The sequence below is a fragment of the Methanobrevibacter sp. UBA212 genome (assembly GCF_905233225.1).
Classification (GTDB): Archaea; Methanobacteriota; Methanobacteria; order Methanobacteriales; family Methanobacteriaceae; genus Methanocatella.
In genome coordinates, this window is sequence record NZ_CAJODJ010000034.1 from 1 (window position 1) to 20,117 (window position 20,117).

Annotated in this window: 14 protein-coding genes and 1 pseudogene; 12 read left to right on the forward strand and 3 right to left on the reverse strand. The window is 37.7% G+C overall.

Annotated features, from left to right (window positions below):
• The 4 genes and pseudogenes from QZ138_RS08775 to QZ138_RS08790 form a co-directional block, all read left to right on the forward strand.
• A pseudogene (locus QZ138_RS08775) lies at positions 1-211 on the forward strand (IS5/IS1182 family transposase); the annotation flags it as partial.
• Positions 212-489: 278 nt separating this feature from the next.
• Positions 490-1,647, forward strand: coding sequence for an MFS transporter (locus tag QZ138_RS08780; protein WP_292888685.1), 1,158 nt, complete (start codon positions 490-492; stop codon positions 1,645-1,647).
• 64 nt (positions 1,648-1,711) lie between these two features.
• Entirely contained in the window at positions 1,712-2,980 is a 1,269-nt protein-coding gene (glyA, locus tag QZ138_RS08785; RefSeq protein ID WP_292888686.1) for a serine hydroxymethyltransferase, read from the forward strand.
• A gap of 6 nt (positions 2,981-2,986) precedes the next feature.
• On the forward strand, positions 2,987-3,679 hold the full coding sequence (locus tag QZ138_RS08790) for a dihydromethanopterin reductase (acceptor) (RefSeq protein ID WP_292601929.1): 693 nt from the start codon (positions 2,987-2,989) through the stop codon (positions 3,677-3,679).
• On the opposite strand, the gene QZ138_RS08795 is transcribed toward QZ138_RS08790, so the two are convergent.
• Complete coding sequence (locus QZ138_RS08795; protein WP_292888687.1) at positions 3,665-3,955, reverse strand: DUF192 domain-containing protein; 291 nt, start codon at positions 3,953-3,955, stop codon at positions 3,665-3,667. The genes QZ138_RS08790 and QZ138_RS08795 overlap by 15 nt on opposite strands.
• A gap of 58 nt (positions 3,956-4,013) precedes the next feature.
• Complete coding sequence (locus tag QZ138_RS08800) at positions 4,014-4,679, reverse strand: DsbA family protein (RefSeq protein ID WP_292888688.1); 666 nt, start codon at positions 4,677-4,679, stop codon at positions 4,014-4,016.
• Positions 4,680-5,164: 485 nt separating this feature from the next.
• Between QZ138_RS08800 and ileS the strand changes: the two genes are divergently transcribed.
• The 5 genes from ileS (at position 5,165) to QZ138_RS08825 (ending at position 15,432) form a co-directional block, all read left to right on the forward strand.
• Positions 5,165-8,401: an isoleucine--tRNA ligase gene (gene ileS, locus QZ138_RS08805; protein ID WP_292888689.1), complete on the forward strand. Its 3,237-nt coding sequence runs from the start codon at positions 5,165-5,167 to the stop codon at positions 8,399-8,401.
• 10 nt (positions 8,402-8,411) lie between these two features.
• Positions 8,412-10,553 carry a phosphoribosylformylglycinamidine synthase subunit PurL gene (gene purL / locus QZ138_RS08810; RefSeq protein WP_292888690.1) on the forward strand — a complete coding sequence of 714 codons (2,142 nt, stop codon included), beginning with the start codon at positions 8,412-8,414 and terminating at the stop codon, positions 10,551-10,553.
• 18 nt (positions 10,554-10,571) lie between these two features.
• On the forward strand, positions 10,572-11,789 hold the full coding sequence (gene glp / locus QZ138_RS08815; protein ID WP_292888691.1) for a gephyrin-like molybdotransferase Glp: 1,218 nt from the start codon (positions 10,572-10,574) through the stop codon (positions 11,787-11,789).
• Between the two features lie 16 nt (positions 11,790-11,805).
• Entirely contained in the window at positions 11,806-12,936 is a 1,131-nt protein-coding gene (locus tag QZ138_RS08820; protein WP_292888692.1) for a site-2 protease family protein, read from the forward strand.
• Between the two features lie 93 nt (positions 12,937-13,029).
• Positions 13,030-15,432: an Ig-like domain-containing protein gene (locus QZ138_RS08825; protein ID WP_292888693.1), complete on the forward strand. Its 2,403-nt coding sequence runs from the start codon at positions 13,030-13,032 to the stop codon at positions 15,430-15,432.
• Between the two features lie 293 nt (positions 15,433-15,725).
• Here QZ138_RS08825 and QZ138_RS08830 read toward each other — a convergent pair whose 3' ends face one another.
• Positions 15,726-16,952, reverse strand: a complete 1,227-nt coding sequence (locus QZ138_RS08830; protein WP_292888694.1) for an FprA family A-type flavoprotein — start codon at positions 16,950-16,952, stop codon at positions 15,726-15,728.
• Between the two features lie 281 nt (positions 16,953-17,233).
• Here QZ138_RS08830 and QZ138_RS08835 point away from each other — a divergent pair, with 281 nt between their 5' ends.
• From QZ138_RS08835 to QZ138_RS08845, 3 genes are all read left to right on the forward strand, one after another.
• Positions 17,234-18,265 carry a tyrosine-type recombinase/integrase gene (locus QZ138_RS08835; protein WP_342765676.1) on the forward strand — a complete coding sequence of 344 codons (1,032 nt, stop codon included), beginning with the start codon at positions 17,234-17,236 and terminating at the stop codon, positions 18,263-18,265.
• Positions 18,266-18,460: 195 nt separating this feature from the next.
• A complete protein-coding gene (locus QZ138_RS08840; RefSeq protein WP_292888695.1) occupies positions 18,461-19,270 on the forward strand; it encodes a hypothetical protein in 810 nt (269 codons plus the stop codon).
• Positions 19,271-19,466: 196 nt separating this feature from the next.
• Positions 19,467-19,778 carry a type II toxin-antitoxin system RelE/ParE family toxin gene (locus QZ138_RS08845; protein WP_292888696.1) on the forward strand — a complete coding sequence of 104 codons (312 nt, stop codon included), beginning with the start codon at positions 19,467-19,469 and terminating at the stop codon, positions 19,776-19,778.
• The last annotated feature ends 339 nt before the right edge of the window (positions 19,779-20,117 follow it).

Below are 20,117 nucleotides of genomic sequence, written 5' to 3' on the forward strand. Positions count from 1 at the left end.
ACTAGACAAATGGGAAAAATTCAAACCAATTAGAGGAAAAATAGAAGACTTTTTCAAATTACTCAAACAAGGATTGAATTTAAGACAAATACACAAATATACACCAAAATCAGTAGCAAAAACAGTATATTTAAATGTATTTTTAGGAGCACTAATCATATCGCAAGGATTTTACTCAAAAACAGCCATACAACAACTTTCAGAAAACTGAAAAATTCAGGCCCCTAAAAAGTTTATATAAAGTTAAATGTAAAATTAGAAGTGTACAAGGAGTGGTTTATCACTGATTTGTATAGTTATTGAAGTCTAATATGAAGTTAGATTCATTCTAACTTTCATATTTTAATTTAAAGCTAGTTTTAAATTTGTTTTTTTAATTCAACATAATCAATTTCTTTTTTTGTTTGTTATCTCCAGCCATTTAATTTAGCTCAAAACATAATTTTTCTCACATTAATCTATTTAAATCTTATGAACTAATACTTAATCATGAATTATAATCCAAAAATATTATTGTACATATTGATGCTGTCAACAATGGGCATCAATACTCCATTAAGCATCATCGGCATAATATTGCAAATTTCGGAGTATTTCAATACTTCCATTGCCATTTCTGGATTATATGTATCATCTTTCACATTCACGATTGCCGTAACCGGCTTGTTTATTCCTATTCTATTTTCAAAGTTCGAGATTAAAAGGACATTCATTACAATACTTGGAATTTTTGCCGTGTCCAATCTTGTAATCATTTTCACCGACAACATTTACATTGCAAGCTTTTTCAGGATCTTTTCTGCAATTTTCTATCCGGCGTTCATCTCAATTGCCCTGACGTTTTGTGAAAAGATTGCGCCTGAAGGCCAAAAGCAGGACTACATCACCAGGATATTGCTCGGAATTTCAATCGGAAGCATTGTTGGGCTGCCGATTACAACAGGACTTGGAACAATTTTCGGCTATCAGGTCGCAATGAGCTGGATTTTCCTGTTTAACCTGATAACATTGATTTTAATCATAATGTTATTTCCCAGAATTCCCGGCGAATCAAAAAGCTATGAGATGCCAATGTCCAGCTTGAAATCAAAGGAATTCGTTCTGGCAACAGTAGGTATCATAATGATGCCGATCGGTGCAAGCATGGTCTATAACTACATGCCATACTTTCTGCAGACTGTCAGCCATGTATATACATATAGATTAAGTGTTTTACTTTTTGCCTACGGCCTAATTTCCATTTTTGGAACATGGCTTGGAGGAAAACTGATTGCAAAAAAGGACAAGGCCACACTCATAATTTTCCATCTTGTATGTGCGGCGGTATTTTTGGGAATCTATCTTTTCAGCGATTATTTAATTCCGGTTTTAATATTGGTTTTGATATTCGGCATTTTGGACGGAATGGGCTACAATCTAATCCAGTACATTGAAACATCTGTATTGCCTGAAAGCCAGGAACTTGCAAACGGCATATTCTTAAGCGTTTTAAACGGTGGAATCGCCATCGGAATTGCAATTGGAGGATTTTTGGTTGACGGATTTGGAGTAATGTCAATCTTTACAGGTGGAATAATATTTTTACTTGTAGCATTCATTTTCATGGTTTATCTTATTTTGATTTTAAAAATGCCGTTAAAATATTAAATTTATATTATATGATAAACAAAAATTAAATCATAAATATATAATTGGATATTAGGTGTAGTAAATGGCTAATTATCATGACGAAATATTAAAGTTAGAAGAAATAGCAAAAGAACATACTCAGTATATGAGAAACAGTATCAATCTAATCGCTTCTGAAAACGTTACCAGTGTAGAGGTAACCGAAGCACTTGCAACCGATTTTGCACACAGATACGCTGAAGGTCAGGCTTTCCAAAGATTCTACGAAGGATGTCAGTATGTCGATTTGGTTGAAGACATGACCAAAAAGCTTTCATGTAAAGTTTATGACTGTGAATATGCTAACGTTCAGCCTGTTTCAGGTGTAACTGCAAACCTTGCAGCATTTTTCGGTTTTGCAAAACCTGGCGAAAAGGTAATGGCTCTTGAAGTGCCTTCAGGAGGTCACATTTCCCACGCTGATGTAAGTGCAGCAGGTATCCGTGGATTAAAAACCGTTTTCCACCCATTGGACAAAAACGTAATGAACATTGACATCGATGCGATGAACAAGAAGATTTTAGCTGAAAAGCCAAAGATAGTCTTGTTCGGAGGAAGCTTATTCTTATTCCCACACCCAATCAAAGAGGCACGTGAAGCAGCTGACGAAGTCGGGGCAACCATCATGTATGACGGTGCGCACGTTTTAGGTCTTATTGCAGGTGGACAGTTCCAGCAACCTTTAAAAGAAGGTGCTGACGTTATGATGGGAAGTACCCACAAGACATTCCCTGGTCCACAAGGGGGAATCATCCTTTCAAGCAAGGAAAATGAGGAATTGATTGACAATGCAGTGTTCCCTGGTGTTGTAAGTAACCACCACTTGCATCACTTGCTCGGTTTAGGAATTGCAACTGCCGAAATGTTGGAATTTGGTGAAGCATATGCAAAACAGACCATTAAAAATGCACAGGCTCTTGGTCAGGCAATGTATGAATTAGGATTTGACGTTTTATGTGAAGATTTAGGCTTCACCCAGTCCCACCAGATTGCAGTGGACTTAAGTGCAATCAGATCAGCATCAGACATTGCAAAAGAATTGGCCGACAACAATGTAATCCTGAACAAAAACCTCCTGCCTGGAGATGACCGTGACAATTCCGATGACCCATCAGGTATCAGAATCGGTACACAGGAAATCACCCGCAGAGGCTTGAAGGAAAAAGAAATGGAAGAAGTCGCTCAATTCATCAAACGTGTAGCGGTCGACAAGGAAGACATCGCTGATGAAGTGGCTGAATTCATGAACCAATACACAACTCTTGATTACGCATTCTCCGACAGGGATGCTTACGAATATCACAGATTATAGATTAAAATGAGAATCGCATTTGCATTTACTGGAGCCGGACATTTACTACGTGAATCAGTGCAGGTTGCTTTGAAATTAGCAAAAGAGCATGAAGTGACCGTATTTCTCTCAGGCGCTGCTGAAGAAGTCCTTAAAATGTATGGACTTTATGAAAGCGTCGTCGGCATAACCGGCGGGAAATACCGTGAGCTTGCAACTGATTCCAACCAAAAATTCTCATATCCAATTACCGGTCGTCTGTCCCTGGGCAAGTACGACCTATTAATAGTTTCACCGGCTACAGCAAATACGGTTTCAAAGATAGTCTATGGAATTGCAGACACTCTTGTTACAAATGCGGTCGCACAGGCCGGAAAGGGTGCTGTTCCTGTTTATATGGTGCCTGTTGACATTCATCCGGGACCGATTGACACGGTTTTGCCATCAAAAATAGAGCTGTCAAAATGTGAAAACTGTGATGACTGTGTTGCTGCATTAGTTTGTGAACAGGGTGCAATCATTCCGCATTCAGAAATCGACCTGACAAAATGCATCGGCTGCGGCCTGTGCAGAAATTCATGCCCGAATGATGCAATTTCAGAAGGCAAAATCATAACAATCTATATGCGGGATATCGATATTGAAAATACCCGTAAACTGGAAGGCATTGACAATATCAAGATATTTGAAAATCCGGAAGATATTTTAGACAAAATCTAATCTATCTCCTATTTTTAGATTTAACTTATTTTTTTCAGTTTCTATAATGTATTTGGCTTGTTTTTTTGGTTTGTAGAATTTCCATGGTCTTAAAGTTACTTTATCAAAAATCACTCCATTTTTATCAACGAAATAAATGTCAATTTCAAATCGCATGAACATGGTGTGGATGCTTGAATCGGTGAGGTTTGTAAAAACCATGATATAATCAAAGTTCTTTTTTCCCATTAAACCCTTGAAACGTTTAAAAAATGTATCTGCATATATTATTTCCATGAATTAATATTGTATATTAAATTATTTAAGTTTTTAATGATTTAAAATCAATATTGACTTAAATGTATGATTTTGATTCGATTTCACCATTCATCAAGTCTATAAGCGCTATCTTGAAATCTTCCTTTTCAAAAGCTCCCGGCACAATCAGTTGCTCTTCGGAAATATTTAAAAAGTAGAGCGGTATTGCCTCAACACCCATAATCATTGCCTCTTCCTCTTCAACTCGAACTTCAAAGTCATAGGAATCGCTTTCAAGCATATTTCTAATTTCAATATCATCCAAACCCAAACTGGAAGCAATTTCAACTAGGGTATCGATATCGGCTATTATCTTGTTGTCTATGAAATTAGCTTCAAAAATTTTGAAAATAAGATCCTGTGAAAGGTTTGAATGCTTTTTTTGAACATATCTGACCAATCTGTGGGCGTTTCTGGATGAAGTTAACTGAATGTCCTTATAGTTTATCCTAAGCCCGTCATTTAGAGCAATCTTTTCTGTTTCTTCAATCTTGGCTTTGGCATCTTCAGGAGTAATGCCGTACTTTATGATGTTTTGAGTGGTAATAGAATTGGTTGGTTTGTTGAATAGAGTTGGATAAAGCTCAAATGGCTTCATTTCCCACTCGACATCCAAATCCAGTTCATCGGTCGCCCTTTTCAGTCTGACCAATCCGATATATGAATTTGGACAGTTAAAGTCACTCCAGTAGATTATTCTCATTTTTTCTTCTTCTCATCTTGTTTCTTCTTTTTATAGATTTTATAAAGTTTTATCGAATTGTCTACTACCTTGAAAAGTGAATTGTATTTTCTGTGAAAGCTCATGAATTAATATATTAAGTTTGTATTATATGTAGTTTTAGGAGCATCTATTGTCAAATATCGTGGACGTAAATGTTAATGTGAATTAGGTTTGAAATAATTGCAGGAATCGTATTTACCGTCAAAATAATTTCACATGAATTCATTTTAATTGCAGTTAAAACAACTCCTATTTTCTCAATTTTCACTATATATAATAACCTTTATTTATTATCTAAAACAAAAAGATATATATTGTAAATTAATTGATATCTTTGTTGATAACATGGTAGTAATGTTGTTTAACCAAATCTGATGAATATTGGAGTTTTTGGTTTTAACGGCAATATTAATGATGGAATCGGCAAAAGGTATCAAATGCATCATATATTAAGGAGTTAAAAAATGCCAATAAAAGAGGCAGATAAATCATACGATCATGATAAAATAGAAAAAAAGGTTCAAAAATTCTGGAAAGAAGAAGAAACTTTTGCCAAAGTCAATGAATTGAGAGAGAACGGTCCAAGATATTCATTTTTAGACGGTCCACCATACTGTAGTGGTAAAATCCACTTGGGAACAGCTTGGAATAAGATTATCAAAGATTCCTACTTGAGATACAAATCCATGAACGGATTCAGCTTAAGAAGACAGGCCGGTTGGGATATGCACGGGCTTCCAATCGAGAATAAGGTTGAACACATTATGGGAATTCAATCCAAACAGGAAATAGAAGAAATTGGTATTGACAAATTCGTTGATAAATGTCGTGAATTCGCAATTGAAAATAAGATTGCAATGGAAAAGGAATTTGATGATTTGGGAGTTTGGATGGACTGGGATGATCCATATATGACACTTGATCCAAAGTATATGGAATCCTCATGGTGGATGCTTAAAAGAGCAAATGAGCAAGATTTGCTAGTCAACGACCAGAGAGTAATCAGTTGGTGTCCTCATTGCGGAACTGCACTTGCAGCTGCTGAGATTGAATATGAAGAAAAGGAAGACCCTTCAATTTACATTAAATTCCCAGTCACAGGTGAAAAGGATACTTACTTCTTGGTTTGGACAACAACTCCATGGACACTTCCGGCAAACCTTGCAATTTGTGTAAATCCTGAATTTGACTATGTTTATGTTGCAAAGGATGGAGTTACATATATCATTGCTGAAAACCTGATGGAAGACGTTTTAGGAAAACGCATTAAAATCCATAGGACCAAAATACCTGCAGAATCTGAAGATGAAGAGGATAAAATCATCGAAGAGGAAGAGGTAATGTATGAAATAATTAAAACAGTCAAGGGTGAAGACTTACTTGGATTGTCATATGATTATATTTTGGCGGATGAAATTCCAAAACAGATGGAATTCGACTCAGAAATTGAAAAGGTACATACCATCTTGCCTGGTGACCATGTAGAGCTTGGTGAAGGTACCGGTTTAGTACATACCGCACCTGGACACGGTCCGGACGATTTTGAAGTGGGTCATGCTAATGGACTTCCTATATTCTGCCCAGTAGGTGAAGACGGATGCTTCACCGAAGATGCTGGTAAATATGATGGCAAATTTACAAAAGATGAAAATACTCAAATTATTAAAGATTTAGAAGAAAAAGGATTAATGTATCATTCAGAAACCATTGAACACAGATACGGGGTATGCTGGAGATGTAAAACTCCAATCATTTATCGTGCAACCAAACAATGGTTCTTGAAGGTAACTGAAATCAAACAAAAAATGCTTGATGAAATCGGCAAAGTTGAATGGGTTCCTAAATGGGCTGGAGAAGGAAGGTTCTACGATTGGGTAGACAATGCCCGTGACTGGACAATTTCAAGACAAAGATACTGGGGTATTCCAATACCAATCTGGGAATGTCCTGACTGTGGAGAACTCAAAGTAATCGGTTCTCTTGATGAATTGAAAGAAGAATCCTTAACTGAAATTAATGTAAGTGACTCAGAGCTTATTCACAGGCCATATGTTGATGAAGTTGAAGTAAAATGTGACAAATGTGGCCAGACCATCAGAAGAATCCCTGACGTACTGGACGTATGGATCGATTCAGGTGTAGCCGGATGGGCTTCACTTTACTATCCCGAAGAAAAGGACAAGTTCGCTGACTGGTTCCCTTATGACTTCATTACAGAAGGCCACGACCAGACCAGAGGATGGTTCTACTCACAGCTCGGTACCGGCGTAATAGCCATGGGACAAAGTCCATACCAAAAGGTTTTAATGCACGGATTCGTCTTGGATGAGAACGGAAACAAGATGTCCAAATCATTAGGAAATGTTGTGGCTCCGGAAGAGGTAATTGAAAAATACGGAGCGGATGTATTAAGATTCTACCTGTTATGGGCTTCAAAACCATGGGATGACTTGAAATTCGTATGGGAAGAGCTCTTAAACATCAACAAGATGTTCAACATTTTATGGAACGTTTATGTATTTTCAACAACCTACATGTCACTTGACGACTTCAATCCAATTGGTTTGGGCGAAGATGACATGATCTTGCGCTCAGAAGATAAATGGATTATCTCAAAGGCAAACTCATTAATCAGGGAAGTTGCCGAAGACCTGGACAAACTGTTCTTCCACAAGGCAACAAGAAAAATCAACAACTTCATCCTTGAAGACCTAAGCCGCTGGTATGTAAGGCTCATTCGTGGAAGGACATGGGTTGAAAGCGATGATCCAGACAAATTGGGCGCTTACTACAGCCTATACACTGCACTTGTAAAACTTATAACAGTATTATGTCCTATTGCACCTCATGTAAGTGAAGAAATCTATGAAAACCTTGTAAAAGGCGTAAATCCTGAAGCGCCTGAAAGCATTCACATGCTTGACTGGGGATACGATGAGGATGCGATTGACACAGAACTTGAAGCCAAAATGGATGTGGCCCGTGAAGTAATCGAAGCGTCAATCAGGGCAAGGGACATGGCACAATACAAATTGAGATGGCCGGTTTCAGACATTACCGTTGTATCTGAAGATGAAAATGTCTTGAAAGCTATCGAGGAATTAACCGACATCATCAAGGACCAGTCCAATACCAAGGATGTATTATGTGCCAGTGAATTTGAAAAATTATCATACAATGCAAAACCTAACCTCAAGATTTTAGGTCCGAAACTCAAAGGAGACATGGGCAAGGTTGTCAAGGGCCTAAAGACAGCTGATGGAAATCAAATCAAAGCAGAGCTTGAAGCAAACGGTTGCGTAACAATTGAAGGAATAGAATTGAACTCTGAAGAAGTATTGTTTGATTCAGAACTTCCGGATGATTTTGTTTCATCAGAATTTGAAGGCGGTAACGTATTTGTAAATACCAATATCACATTGGAAATCAGACAGGAAGCTATGGCTCGTGAACTCATAAGAAGGGTTCAGGACATGAGAAAGGAATTGGATTTAGATGTAGAGGCTAACATCAACGTGGATGTTGAAACCTCATCAGAATTCAAGGACCTGATTGTACCTCAATCTGAAGTCATCTCTCATGAAATCAGGGCTAAAAGCTTAATTATAACTGACAGTGAAGAATGCAATAAAGATTCAAAAGATTATACCAAAGAATGGGATATCGAAGGAGAAAAAGTAGTTATTTCAATTAAAAAATAGGGTGTTTAACATGACTTTAGCTGACTCTGAAATTGAATATATTGAAGGAATCCTCGGCCGTGAAATGAACGAATTGGAAGAAGGAATGCTTGACGTAATGTTTTCAGAACATTGCTCATACAAAAGCAGCAGGCCTTTCCTAAGGGCTTTTCCAACCGAAGGAGAAAATATTATCTTAGGTCCGGGTGACGATGCAGGTCTTGTATCAGTCACTGACAAGTATGCATTGGCAGTGGGTATGGAATCACACAACCACCCATCAGCCATCGAACCATACGGTGGAGCAGGAACAGGTATAGGCGGAATATTAAGGGATATCATATCCATGGGAGCAATGCCTATTGCGCTTCTTGATTCATTGAGATTCGGACCTTTGGAAGAAGACCAAAAATCAAGATACCTGTTTGAGCATGTCGTTAAGGGAATTTCCGATTACGGTAACCGTGTCGGCGTTCCGACCGTTGCCGGTGAAATAGAATTCGACGAATCATTCAGGACAAACCCTCTCGTCAATGTAATGTGTGTGGGACTTGTCGAAAAGGACAAAATCGTAAGGGCACAGGCACCAAACATAGGCGACGTATTCCTTTTGATGGGAGGAACAACCGGCCGTGACGGAATTCACGGTGTAACTTTCGCATCAGAAGAGCTCACTTCAGATTCAGAAACCGAAGACAGACCTGCGGTACAGGTAGCAGATCCATTCACCAAGAAAAGAGTTCTTGAAGCATCCCTCGAGATATTGGAAAAAATCAATGTCAGCGGTGTTAAGGACTTAGGTGGCGGAGGTCTTACATGCTGCATTTCCGAATTGGTCGATTCCTCAAGCAATGGTGCTTTAGTCGACTTGCAGGCTATTCCTTTAAGGGAAACCGGAATGACACCTTATGAAATCATGCTTTCAGAGTCACAGGAAAGAATGGTATTCGTAATCAACCCTGATGATGTTAAATTGGCACAGGAAATCTGCGACAAGCATGAAATCACATCATCCGTCATCGGTGAGGTCATTGACGGAAACAACATGATCATTTCAGATGAAGGCGAGGAAATTGCCAACCTGCCTACAATACTGCTTGCAGATCCGCCTTCAATCGACAGGCCAATCAAGGAAATACCAGAAGATACAGAAAAAATCGAGCTTAAGGAACCTGGTGTTTACCAGTCCCTGCCAAAATTATTATCCTCTCCAAACATTGCTTCAAAAGAATGGGTTTACAAACAGTATGACCATGAAGTTCAGGTAAGAACTGTTGTAAAACCTGGAGATGATGCTGCAGTACTCAGAATTGATGAAAATACTGCAATTGCACTCACTACAGATTCAAATACAATCCACACCAAATTGTCTCCATTTGACGGAGCCGGAGGATGTGTTGCCGAAGCCATCAGAAACGTAATTTCAATGGGAGCAACCCCTTATGCAGTCGTTGACTGTCTGAACTTCGGAAACCCAGAAACTCCTGAAATCCTATGGCAATTCAAGACAGCCATTGAAGGAATGGCACTTGTGGCTGAAAACTTCAATGCACCTGTAATCAGCGGAAACGTAAGTTTCTACAATGAAACAGAAGGAATCAAAATCAATCCGACACCTGCCGTTGGGGTAATCGGTGTGGAAGACATTGAAAACATAAGGACCATGGACTTCAAAAACGAAGGGGACAAAATCATATTAATCGGTAAAACCTATGATGAGCTTACAGGTTCAGAATATCACAGAACCATCCATAACCTTGAAAAAGGTACCGCTCCAAGAATCAGAATCGATGAGGAAGTTGCAAACGGTCAGACTGTTTTAGATTTAATCTCCAATGACAAGGACAAAAACATCACTGCAGTACACGACGTGTCTGCCGGTGGTCTTGCGGTTGCATTGTCAGAAATGGTCATCAAATCAGGATTGGGATGTGACGTGACATTAAAAGATGATGAACTGGATAAGATACAATTGTTATACTCAGAAAGTCATGCAAGATACTTGCTTACAGTCAAAGCAGATGCACTCGACGATATTTTAGCGCAAATTGATGTTCCTTGCGAGGTCATCGGTGAGGTTAAAGGCACTTCATTGAATGTAAACGATCATGAATTCAGCTTTGAAGACTTGAATAATGCATATCATGGCGTTATTGAAAAATACATGGCATAGTTGACTTGGGGGAGTTGAATGTTTTTATCAAAGCTTGATTCATTAAAGAATGCTCAAAATCTAATCTCTGACAATCAAAAAGTGACTGAAATTGAGGAGATTCCTATCTACGATGCCCATAAAAGGGTTTTGGCTGAAGATATAATAGCATTTCATGATTCACCGCCATTTGATAAATCAGCCATGGACGGATTTGCACTCATTGCACAAGACACCTTCGGCGCAGGACAGTCAGCGCCAAAGCAGTTCAAGATAATTGATGCAATAGGTGCAGGAGATTTTTCATCTAAAACCGTTAATCAGAATGAGGCTATAGTGATAGCTACCGGCGCTCCTATTCCTGACGGGGCCAATGCGGTTTTGATGAAGGAGTACACCACAACCGATGGAGATGACTTGACAATCTATTCACAGGTCACTCCCGGTGAAAACGTCTCTCCAAAGTCTGAGGATATCGAGAAGGGCCAGAAAATATTGGACAAAAACACTTTCATAAGATATCAGGAACTGGGTCTTGTAGCCTCTGCGGGATATGATACCGTAAAGGTTTTCAAGAAGCCTAGGGTCAAAATCATCATTACCGGAAACGAGCTTGTCGAGCCGACCAAAGAGGAAATCGACAAGGCAAAAATCATCAATTCCAATCAGTTTACCATAAAGGCGATGGTTGAGGATTCAGGAGCAATCTGTGACATTGGCCGTGCCGGCGATACCTTTGACGAGGTAAGGGATGCCATTTTAGAGGCTTCCAAGGATTATGATGTCATCATGACCACCGGCGGAACTGCCATCAGCAAGGGTGATGTTGTTCTTGATGTGGTTGATGATATTGGTGAGATACTTTTCCATGGTGTTGCAATAAGGCCTGGAAAACCTGCAGGTGCAGGAATAGTCAATGACAAGATTGTTTTCACATTTTCAGGTCAGCCAGTTGCAGCAATGTCTCAGTTCGACATGTTTGCAAGAAAATATCTCTTTGAAATGCAGGGAAGGGCATTTGATTTTAATATCGTTAAAAGAACATCCCAGCTTAAGATACCTTCACAGTTGGGCAGGACTGATTTCATCCGTGCGGTCAGTGATGAGGAGCATGCAAAGCATGTGCTGAACAGAGGTTCCGGCATCATTCGTTCAATGGTGGAGGCGAACAGCTATATCATAATAGACGAAAATGATGAAGGATACCAGAAGGACGATATAGTTGATGTTGTCTTCTTCGATTCACTACTTTGGTAGATAAAGAGGCATTTTAATGAATGGTATTTATTATTATTTGATAGCCTTTGCTGTCATCTGGATATTGGTCGGAATATTTCATAACAGATTGTCAAATCATGGAGTGGAACTTAACTTTCCAGTCATAATGTGGAAAACCCAAAGGCTGAGAGGACTGATATCCAAAATCAACAACCTGTCACCAAAATTCTGGCGATGGTACATGAATGTCGGAATTGTTGTGGCATTCGGAGCCATGATATTCATTACCTATACGCTTCTGTCCACATTGCCGTCAGTTTTTGATTCGCCAAGCGTTTCGATTGTGATACCCGGTGTGGATATTCCCGGTTCCCAGATTTATGTTCCATTTGTTTATGGGCTGATAGGCCTTGCAACGGTTTTGATTGTTCACGAATTTTCACACGGTATCCAGGCCGTTGGAGAAAAGATACCTATAAAGTCAATCGGGCTAATGCTGTTTATCATACTTCCGGGAGCATTTGTAGAGCCTGATGAGGATAAACTGAAGGAAGCCAAAAGGATTTCAAGGTTAAGGGTTTACGCTGCAGGTTCCATTGCAAATGTGACCCTTGCGGTTATCGCTTTAATTCTGGTGTCATTATGCGCTGCCGGAATTCCGAACTATTTTGCCGAAGACGGAATTGAAATAGGCAGGGTCGTTCCTGATTCACCATCCGATGGGATCTTAAAGGATGGAATGGTTCTGAAAGCTATTGACAATCAAAAGATAAATGATTCAAAGGCATATGTCGATGTTGTCAGTTCATTCGCTCCGGGAGACAACATTTCGGTTCAAACGGACCAGGGCACGTATCATGTGACTCTTTCAAAAAATCCAAATAACGAATCCAGAGGATTTTTCGGAATCCAGGCAAACAAGCATTTCGAGATGACAAATGACAGTTTAGGTTCCCTCCCATGGATTCTCTTCGAGTTGATTGATCTCTTCCAGTGGGTGGCAATGCTGAACCTTGGAATCGGTTTGTTCAATCTGCTTCCAATCAAGCCTTTGGATGGAGGCTACATGCTTGAGATATTGCTCAGCTATAAGTTGTCAGAACAATACTATAGGCCGATTGTTAATGCATTATCAGCCGTTTTGGCGATGGTCATAGTATTCAGTATAGTCGCTGGCTTTCTTTAGTGAAAATTACATATTTTTTTTGAAAAGACCCCGAACCATATTCAAAAGATTTATTTATCTCTGAATATTTAAATCTTATTATGGGGATTTTTTATGAATAGTAAATTTATAATATTTCTGGTCTTTTTAGTATTTATTTCGATAGCCAGCGTATCGGCTGTCGATGATGTAAATCAAACGGGTTCTGATTTAAATTTTGTTTTATCAGATTCAGAATCCGGTTCTCTAGCTGTTCAAGAAGAAAGCGCATTGGCTGTTGGCGATGCAGATCAAACGGATTCTGATTCAACTTTTAGTAGAGTGGATTCTGAATGTTGTTCATTCATTATACAGGAGGAAAATGAAACTGTCTTTGCTTTTAGGCAGGATGCTCCAGTCAACGGTCGTGGAGTAGTTATACATAATGAGAGTTTGGGTGACATGGATGTCATTGTACAGGAAATAGACTCTCCAACCAATCATTTTATTCATGCAGTCATCACTGAGGACGGATGGGTTTTTGGTCATGGGGGTGATTCTTCAAATGTCAGTGACACCATCTACATAGAACATCTTGCTTTTGACATGCTTACCTCTAAGGTTATTTCAAGCGAGTCCATTCACGAGATTCAAAAAATCTTTCAGGGTGATTTATATGGTTATTATGGTCATGTTTTAATCAAGGCTCCAAATGGAACGTATGCTATAGCTTACGGTGATACTTGCATATTTGGAACCTTAAAACCCGGCGAATTTTTAGTTGTTCCAAATTTGTATGTCGGTTTCCGTAAGGGAAATTACAGCGATTATGGAATGGATCCTGTCGATGCAATTGTTGAGATTTGCTCTTATGAGAATACTGGTACTAATAGGCGTAACCTTTATTCATATGACTATAAGGCGCATCACACTGGAAATGGACAAAAATATGGTGTTGACATTTATGTGACTAACGACAACGGTCATAATGTCGGATTGAACACTTCAAAAATTGTTACCCATTGCTATTTTAATGACGCCAGATATCAGCAATCAGCAATTCCCGAAAATCCGGACAAGTTACAGATTGCAACCCGCATTTTTGAAAAGCAGTCCATAGATTCAAACATTGAGGTTGTCTCCAGTCCATATATTGTACATGTTATCAATACTACTTCCGCACGCTATAGAATAAATAACATTGTTGATGAGAGAACTGTCGTATTTGATTTGGAAGGAGACAATGTTGAATTTGTTAATGCGGTGGCCTTCCAGGGAAATTGGAGTTGTGATGAAGACCATAAGCATTTATACTGGGATTTGCCTGCAAGCGACACTTCTAAAGAAATCATTTTAAGTGTCTTTCCAAAAGCTAAAGGGAATTATACAATTAAGGCCCATATTGAAGGCATTGGTGAATATGTGAATGAAACCCATTATGCAGTAAATCCGGTGGCCATTTTTAAAGTGGAAGATGTCACAACATACAAATCCTACTTCAAGAGCATGATTGTCTATCTGACAGATGAAGATGGTGTTCCTTATATCGGCGAGAGAGTGTCCATCACAGTCAATGGAAACACCTATTACCGCAAAGTCACACCTGACGGCTATGCGACATTTGCTATCAATCTCCAGCCAGGGGAGTATGATGCCGTAATATCCTATGCTGCAGACTATTATGGTAATCAAACAACTTCCAAAATCATCGTTAAAAAAACATTATTCAGCCAAGATTTGGTTGTTGCATATGAAACAGAGTCCAATTTTGAAGTATACTGTTTGGATGAAAATGGAAATCCTCTAGAGAAATGTGAAGTCGATTTCTACTTTTTGAATGGTATAAGAGACCGAATCACCGATAATCAGGGCATCGGTAGTTTGTATATTACTAGATATCACCCGGACGTTGGAAAGTATTCTATAATTACATTTAATACAAGAACCAATGAATATGTAACCAATTGGCTTTATGTTATTGACCCTAAGACAGAATTGGTGGCAAATGAAGTTACTGCAACCTACAACGTCAACAAAGACTTGGTGATTACTCTAAAAGACAGCGACGGCAAGGCTTTAAGTGGAGTTAATATAAATGTTGATTTGAATGGCGCCAAATCCTACACTACCGATAAGAACGGCCAGGTCAAAATCAATGTGGCAAATCTTGTTCCAAATACCTACTCTGCCAAAATCACATTTGCAGGAGACGACCTATACAATTCATCAGCGACAAGCGTCAATGTCATAGTCAAGAAGGCAACATCAAAAATAACTGCCCAAAAAGCCACATTTAAAGCCAAAAAAGCTAAAAAATACACAATAACACTGAAAGCAAACAACAAGGCAATCAAAAATGCCAAGGTTATACTGAAAGTCAAAGGCAAGACCTATAAGGCAATTACCAACGCCAAAGGAAAGGCCACTTTCAAGATAACCAAAATCACCAAAAAGGGCAAGTACACTGCAACCATTAAGTTCAATGGTGACAACTACTATCTCAAATCCACAAAAAGTGTTAGAATTGTTGTCAAGTAGATGAAATTCAACTTTTATCTACAAAATTTTATTTTTTTTCAAGGCGTCTAATTCTTAATTTCAGATGCCATAATTTTTAGGATTATTGATTTAAACTGCATTTAGTTAAGTTCAAATCTAAAATTTTAAAACATTGCTGCAGATATTTCTATTTCTTCATCTATGATGGGTGAAAAATTGTCTGGATGATTGTTTTGCGGTGTTGGAGTTCATTGATGAGGGACAGTATCGGTTAAATCATGATATAATGTTTTGAAAAAAAGAAAATGGGAAAGAATATTGAATTCTTTCACTTATAACTCTTTACAGGCTTGAGCTAATTTCTTACCCAGCTCATAGCTTGCCTCTTCCTCTTCGGCGTTCGGCACGAATGTGATTTCCTGTGATTCAACAACATCGAATCCGCAGTTTCCTAATTCTTCAGCAAGCATGGCAGGTGTTCCACCTTTTCCACCCATGGATCCGAAGGTAACAGCTTTTCTTACAATGCCTGTTCTGTTGAAGAGTAATCCTTTAAGGTAGTACATGATGTCTCCGATACTTGGATATGGGACATCGTTGATTGTAGGATCACCCACAGCAATTCCTTTACTGGTTAGGATACTTTTGACGATTTCAGACCTTTCATCCTCGTGCAGGAAGAAGATTTCAACATCATATCCTTCAGACATTGCACCTTCAGCAATTTCGTGAGCCATTTGCTGGGTTGAGTAGTGCATGGTATCGTAGATGATTGTGATTTTGTCTTCACATACACCGGTTGCCCAGTTTTGGTAAGCTCCGATGATTTGCATTGGGTCGGTCCAGATTTGACCGTGAGATGGTGCAATCATTTTGATTGAGTCGAGTAAACCTAATTCAACTACTTCGTTTAGTTTTTTGAGAACTAATTTTGAAAGCGGAGTGATTAAGTTTGCATAGAACTTTTGAGCCGCATCCATTAGAACATATTCTGGGATTTCATCAGAGAATCTTTGGGTGAAACATAAGTGTTGACCGAATGCATCGTTAGGGAATAAAATGCCGGTTTCATCAGCAAGCAAGGTAAACATGCTGTCAGGCCAGTGCAATAGGAATGCATCAAGGAATGCTAAGGTTCTTCCGCCAACATCTAATGAGTCTCCGGTTCCGACGGTGATAAATTCAGCGCCTTCTAAAGCAGGGTAGTGTTTTAAAAGACCGTTTACTGCAATTTTGGTACAGTAGATAGGTGCTTCAGGGAATCTTTTGTGCAGGTCCACCAATACTCCTGAGTGGTCTTTTTCCACGTGGTTTTGGATGATGTAGTCAACTTTGACTTCTCTTCCTTCCTGTGCGAAAGCATCGTCGATACGTGCCATCATTTCTTTGGTTTTTCCAGGATAAGCGTTATCGATGATTGCTACTTCGTCTTCACCGAATACAATGTATGCATTGTAGGTGGTTCCGTCTAATGTGTAACCGTGGTAGGTTCTTAAGTCCCAATCGAGTACACCGATCCAGTATACTCCATCAGCTATTTTTTGTGCGTTAGCTTTCATTTTTTTATCTCCAATTTTTGGTTAATTCATTAGATATGAATTAATAATTTATTGGATTATATTATTATATATAGTTTTGTTTTATACGAACAGTTTCAAAAGTTCTGATACTTATTACTAATCAGGCGCTCTCTCTAAATATTTTTTATAAATGAGGAATAAAAGTGGTTAATATGATGAATGACGAGCTGTTAAAAAATTTTTCAATAAGCTGTAACCATTCACAGGGTACATTCTTAAGCTATGAGCTTTCACTTAGAAAGTACTGTGAGTATTTTGCTATGAGCTTAAAAGAGCTTCTTGATGAAGCTGAAGAAGATGAGATGAATGGAGTAAAATGGAAACACAGTCGCCTGAAAGCAAAATTGGTAGAATACAGGCATTACATGTATCAGCATTATGCTCCAGGGACTGTTAGAAAAGAAATGAACTGCATCAAATATTTCTATAAATTCTATGACATTGAGATATTGTCATTGCCTAAAATCAATGAAAAAAGCATTCAAAAGCCGGCTCCTATATATTTCAAGGACCTGCCGGATAAGGCTGTTATTAGAGAAGCCTTTCAAATTGCATCTCCCTTAATGAAAGCTATAATATTGTTTTCCTGTTCCAGCGGATGTGCCAGAACAGAAACACTGAGCCTGACAATCGGAGACTACATTGAGGCCTTGTCTGAATATCTTCCCTACAGGAATATGGACATCTTTAATGCAATCGATTATCTAAATAATGTCGATGATGTGGTTCCGACATTCAGTATTTTAAGGAAAAAGACAAACAAGTATTACATCACATACTGCAGTCCCGAAGCTGTAAAGGCCATTAATGCATATCTGTTGCTTCGTGATAAACCTTTAACTGAGGAAAGTCCGCTGTTTAGGATTAGCAGGACATATATGGTGCAGTCATTTGAAATGATTAATGACACTTTAGGTCTTGGCAGGGTTGGAAAGTATAGAAGGCTTAGAAGCCACATGCTTCGCAAGTTTCATGCTTCAGCATTGTACAATGATGGCATGAGCTTGGATAAGGTAAATGATTTGCAGGGCAAGGCCAAAAACAAAACCGATGCAGCATATTTCATGACAAATCCTGACGATTTGAAATTTGAATATATCAAGCATCTTCCTGCAGTAACAATCAATACTGATGTTGAAAAGCTTTCCATTAAATCACCTCAGTTCATTCAAATGGAAAAGGAAAACGAATCCTTAAGGTCAGAAGTAGGTAGCATGAGAAATGAAATTGAGGAGATGAGAGGTTTGAAGAAAGAACTTTTGGGCATCATAAACATGGTTAATGAAGGGTAAGGTTATTGATATAAAAAAGTAAGGATGATAGCATTGGACATGTTTTACTATGTGTTGAATGCTATCATTGCATCATAATTGATTTCATCTTGTTACGGGTGATTTTATGGCTAAATCTTGATATTTAAAAAAATTTTAGGAAATTATATATTAAACCTATTACTAATTATTAATTATATTTTCGGGTGATAAAATATGACAATAGCTATTGCTTTAAAGATTAATGATGGAATTGTTCTTGCAACTGACAGTGCATCAACCATAATTGGAGAAGAAATTGAAGATGGGGTACGTCCTGTTCACCATACTTATTTTACTGCAGATAAATTATTTAATCTTAAAAAAGGAAGTAGAATAGGTGCAATGACATGGGGAAATGGGAGCATAAATGATGAATCCATTTCAACTTTAGTAAAAGATTTTAGGAAAGGCTCTGAAAAAAAGGAATATGGTACTGTTGAAGCTATTGTTGATGATTTCAAATCATTTTTAGAAAATAAAATCACTCCTGAAACTTCTTTAGGTTTTCTCATTGCAGGATATTCCAATGGAGAAGGTCATCCTGAAATGTTTTTAATTAAAATTAATAATGGAAATATTGAAGACCCGATGCCTATTAATGCTGATGATCCTCTTTCAATTTCTTGGTTTGGAGAAACAAGTTTCCTGACAAGGTTACTATTAGGTTTTGATGAAAGACTATTTGAAATATTTGAAGATAATGGGGTGGATAGCGAAACCATTAATAATATTTTCAGTGATTGTAGAGAAAAATTACAATTACCATTAGGTGTTCCTGCAATGCCTATTAAAGATGCAATTGATCTTGTTAGATTTTTAGCAGATATTTCTGTTAACTCATCAAAATTTGTACCTGGGGCTCAAGTGATTGGAGGTCCAATAGATATTGCAGTGATTACAAAACACGAAGGTTTTAAATGGATACAAAGAAAACATTATTATGATAAAGATTTAAATCTAACTACTACTATGGAGGATGAATAATATGAATCATTGTTTTTCCACATTTAAATCTGTAGACTAGTGCTATTGTGGGAGATTTAAATTTACAAACTTCTACATTCAATTTTCCTAAACAAATAGACAATTGTGATGAATATTATGGGTTTTTAGGAGAATTGAAAAAACTTCATGATAAAGTTGATTCTGGAGATTTAAGTGATTTTACAGAGTTAAAATTATGAACAAATACAAAATACAAGTTATTAATTCTTGTCAAAAGTTTCTTGATGGGTTAAAGGAATATAATGTACCTATTCATGATCAACTTTGTGATGCTATTCGGGAAATTATTTCTAATCCTTTTAACAGTAAATTTAAAAGATTAAGAAATTCCGATAGAGATAGAAGGGCTCGTTCAGGTGATTTTAGGATTGTATTTTTTGTAAGCAGAAGTAATGTTGTTATAACTAAAATAGGGCTACGTAAAGATGTTTATAAAAGGGACAAGGGATGCCCTAAGCTCAGTAAAAAGCAATTAAGAAGTTTATAATTTATTTTTTTATTTAATCTATTTTTATCTATTTTTTAAATTCAAAATACTCTTATACCTTTTTTTACAGTACTCTATGATATACTATTGAAATTGATAATATAATTTCAAATTTTTAAAAACTCATGTCAAGTTTATAAACTAGGTTATCTATTCCATGAATAATACTTATTTGCAGAGCATGATAGATGCGTAGATATATAGTAAAGTATATATAGTAGTTTTGACTATTATATAAACACGATCAAAATCATGATGCAACTTCTGCTAACTGGATGCATCAGATAATGATCATTTGCAAAAGAGTTGTATTTTGCATTACTCTTTTTGTAAAAATGA

Bases quoted from the DNA above. Each gene is read 5' to 3' on its own strand.
- QZ138_RS08780 (WP_292888685.1), top strand. From the start codon at position 490: ATGAATTATAATCCAAAAATATTATTGTACATATTGATGCTGTCAACA.
- glyA (WP_292888686.1), top strand. From the start codon at position 1,712: ATGGCTAATTATCATGACGAAATATTAAAGTTAGAAGAAATAGCAAAA.
- QZ138_RS08790 (WP_292601929.1), top strand. From the start codon at position 2,987: ATGAGAATCGCATTTGCATTTACTGGAGCCGGACATTTACTACGTGAA.
- QZ138_RS08795 (WP_292888687.1), bottom strand. From the start codon at position 3,955: ATGGAAATAATATATGCAGATACATTTTTTAAACGTTTCAAGGGTTTA.
- QZ138_RS08800 (WP_292888688.1), bottom strand. From the start codon at position 4,679: ATGAGAATAATCTACTGGAGTGACTTTAACTGTCCAAATTCATATATC.
- ileS (WP_292888689.1), top strand. From the start codon at position 5,165: ATGCCAATAAAAGAGGCAGATAAATCATACGATCATGATAAAATAGAA.
- purL (WP_292888690.1), top strand. From the start codon at position 8,412: ATGACTTTAGCTGACTCTGAAATTGAATATATTGAAGGAATCCTCGGC.
- glp (WP_292888691.1), top strand. From the start codon at position 10,572: ATGTTTTTATCAAAGCTTGATTCATTAAAGAATGCTCAAAATCTAATC.
- QZ138_RS08820 (WP_292888692.1), top strand. From the start codon at position 11,806: ATGAATGGTATTTATTATTATTTGATAGCCTTTGCTGTCATCTGGATA.
- QZ138_RS08825 (WP_292888693.1), top strand. From the start codon at position 13,030: ATGAATAGTAAATTTATAATATTTCTGGTCTTTTTAGTATTTATTTCG.
- QZ138_RS08830 (WP_292888694.1), bottom strand. From the start codon at position 16,952: ATGAAAGCTAACGCACAAAAAATAGCTGATGGAGTATACTGGATCGGT.
- QZ138_RS08835 (WP_342765676.1), top strand. From the start codon at position 17,234: ATGAGCTTAAAAGAGCTTCTTGATGAAGCTGAAGAAGATGAGATGAAT.
- QZ138_RS08840 (WP_292888695.1), top strand. From the start codon at position 18,461: ATGACAATAGCTATTGCTTTAAAGATTAATGATGGAATTGTTCTTGCA.
- QZ138_RS08845 (WP_292888696.1), top strand. From the start codon at position 19,467: ATGAACAAATACAAAATACAAGTTATTAATTCTTGTCAAAAGTTTCTT.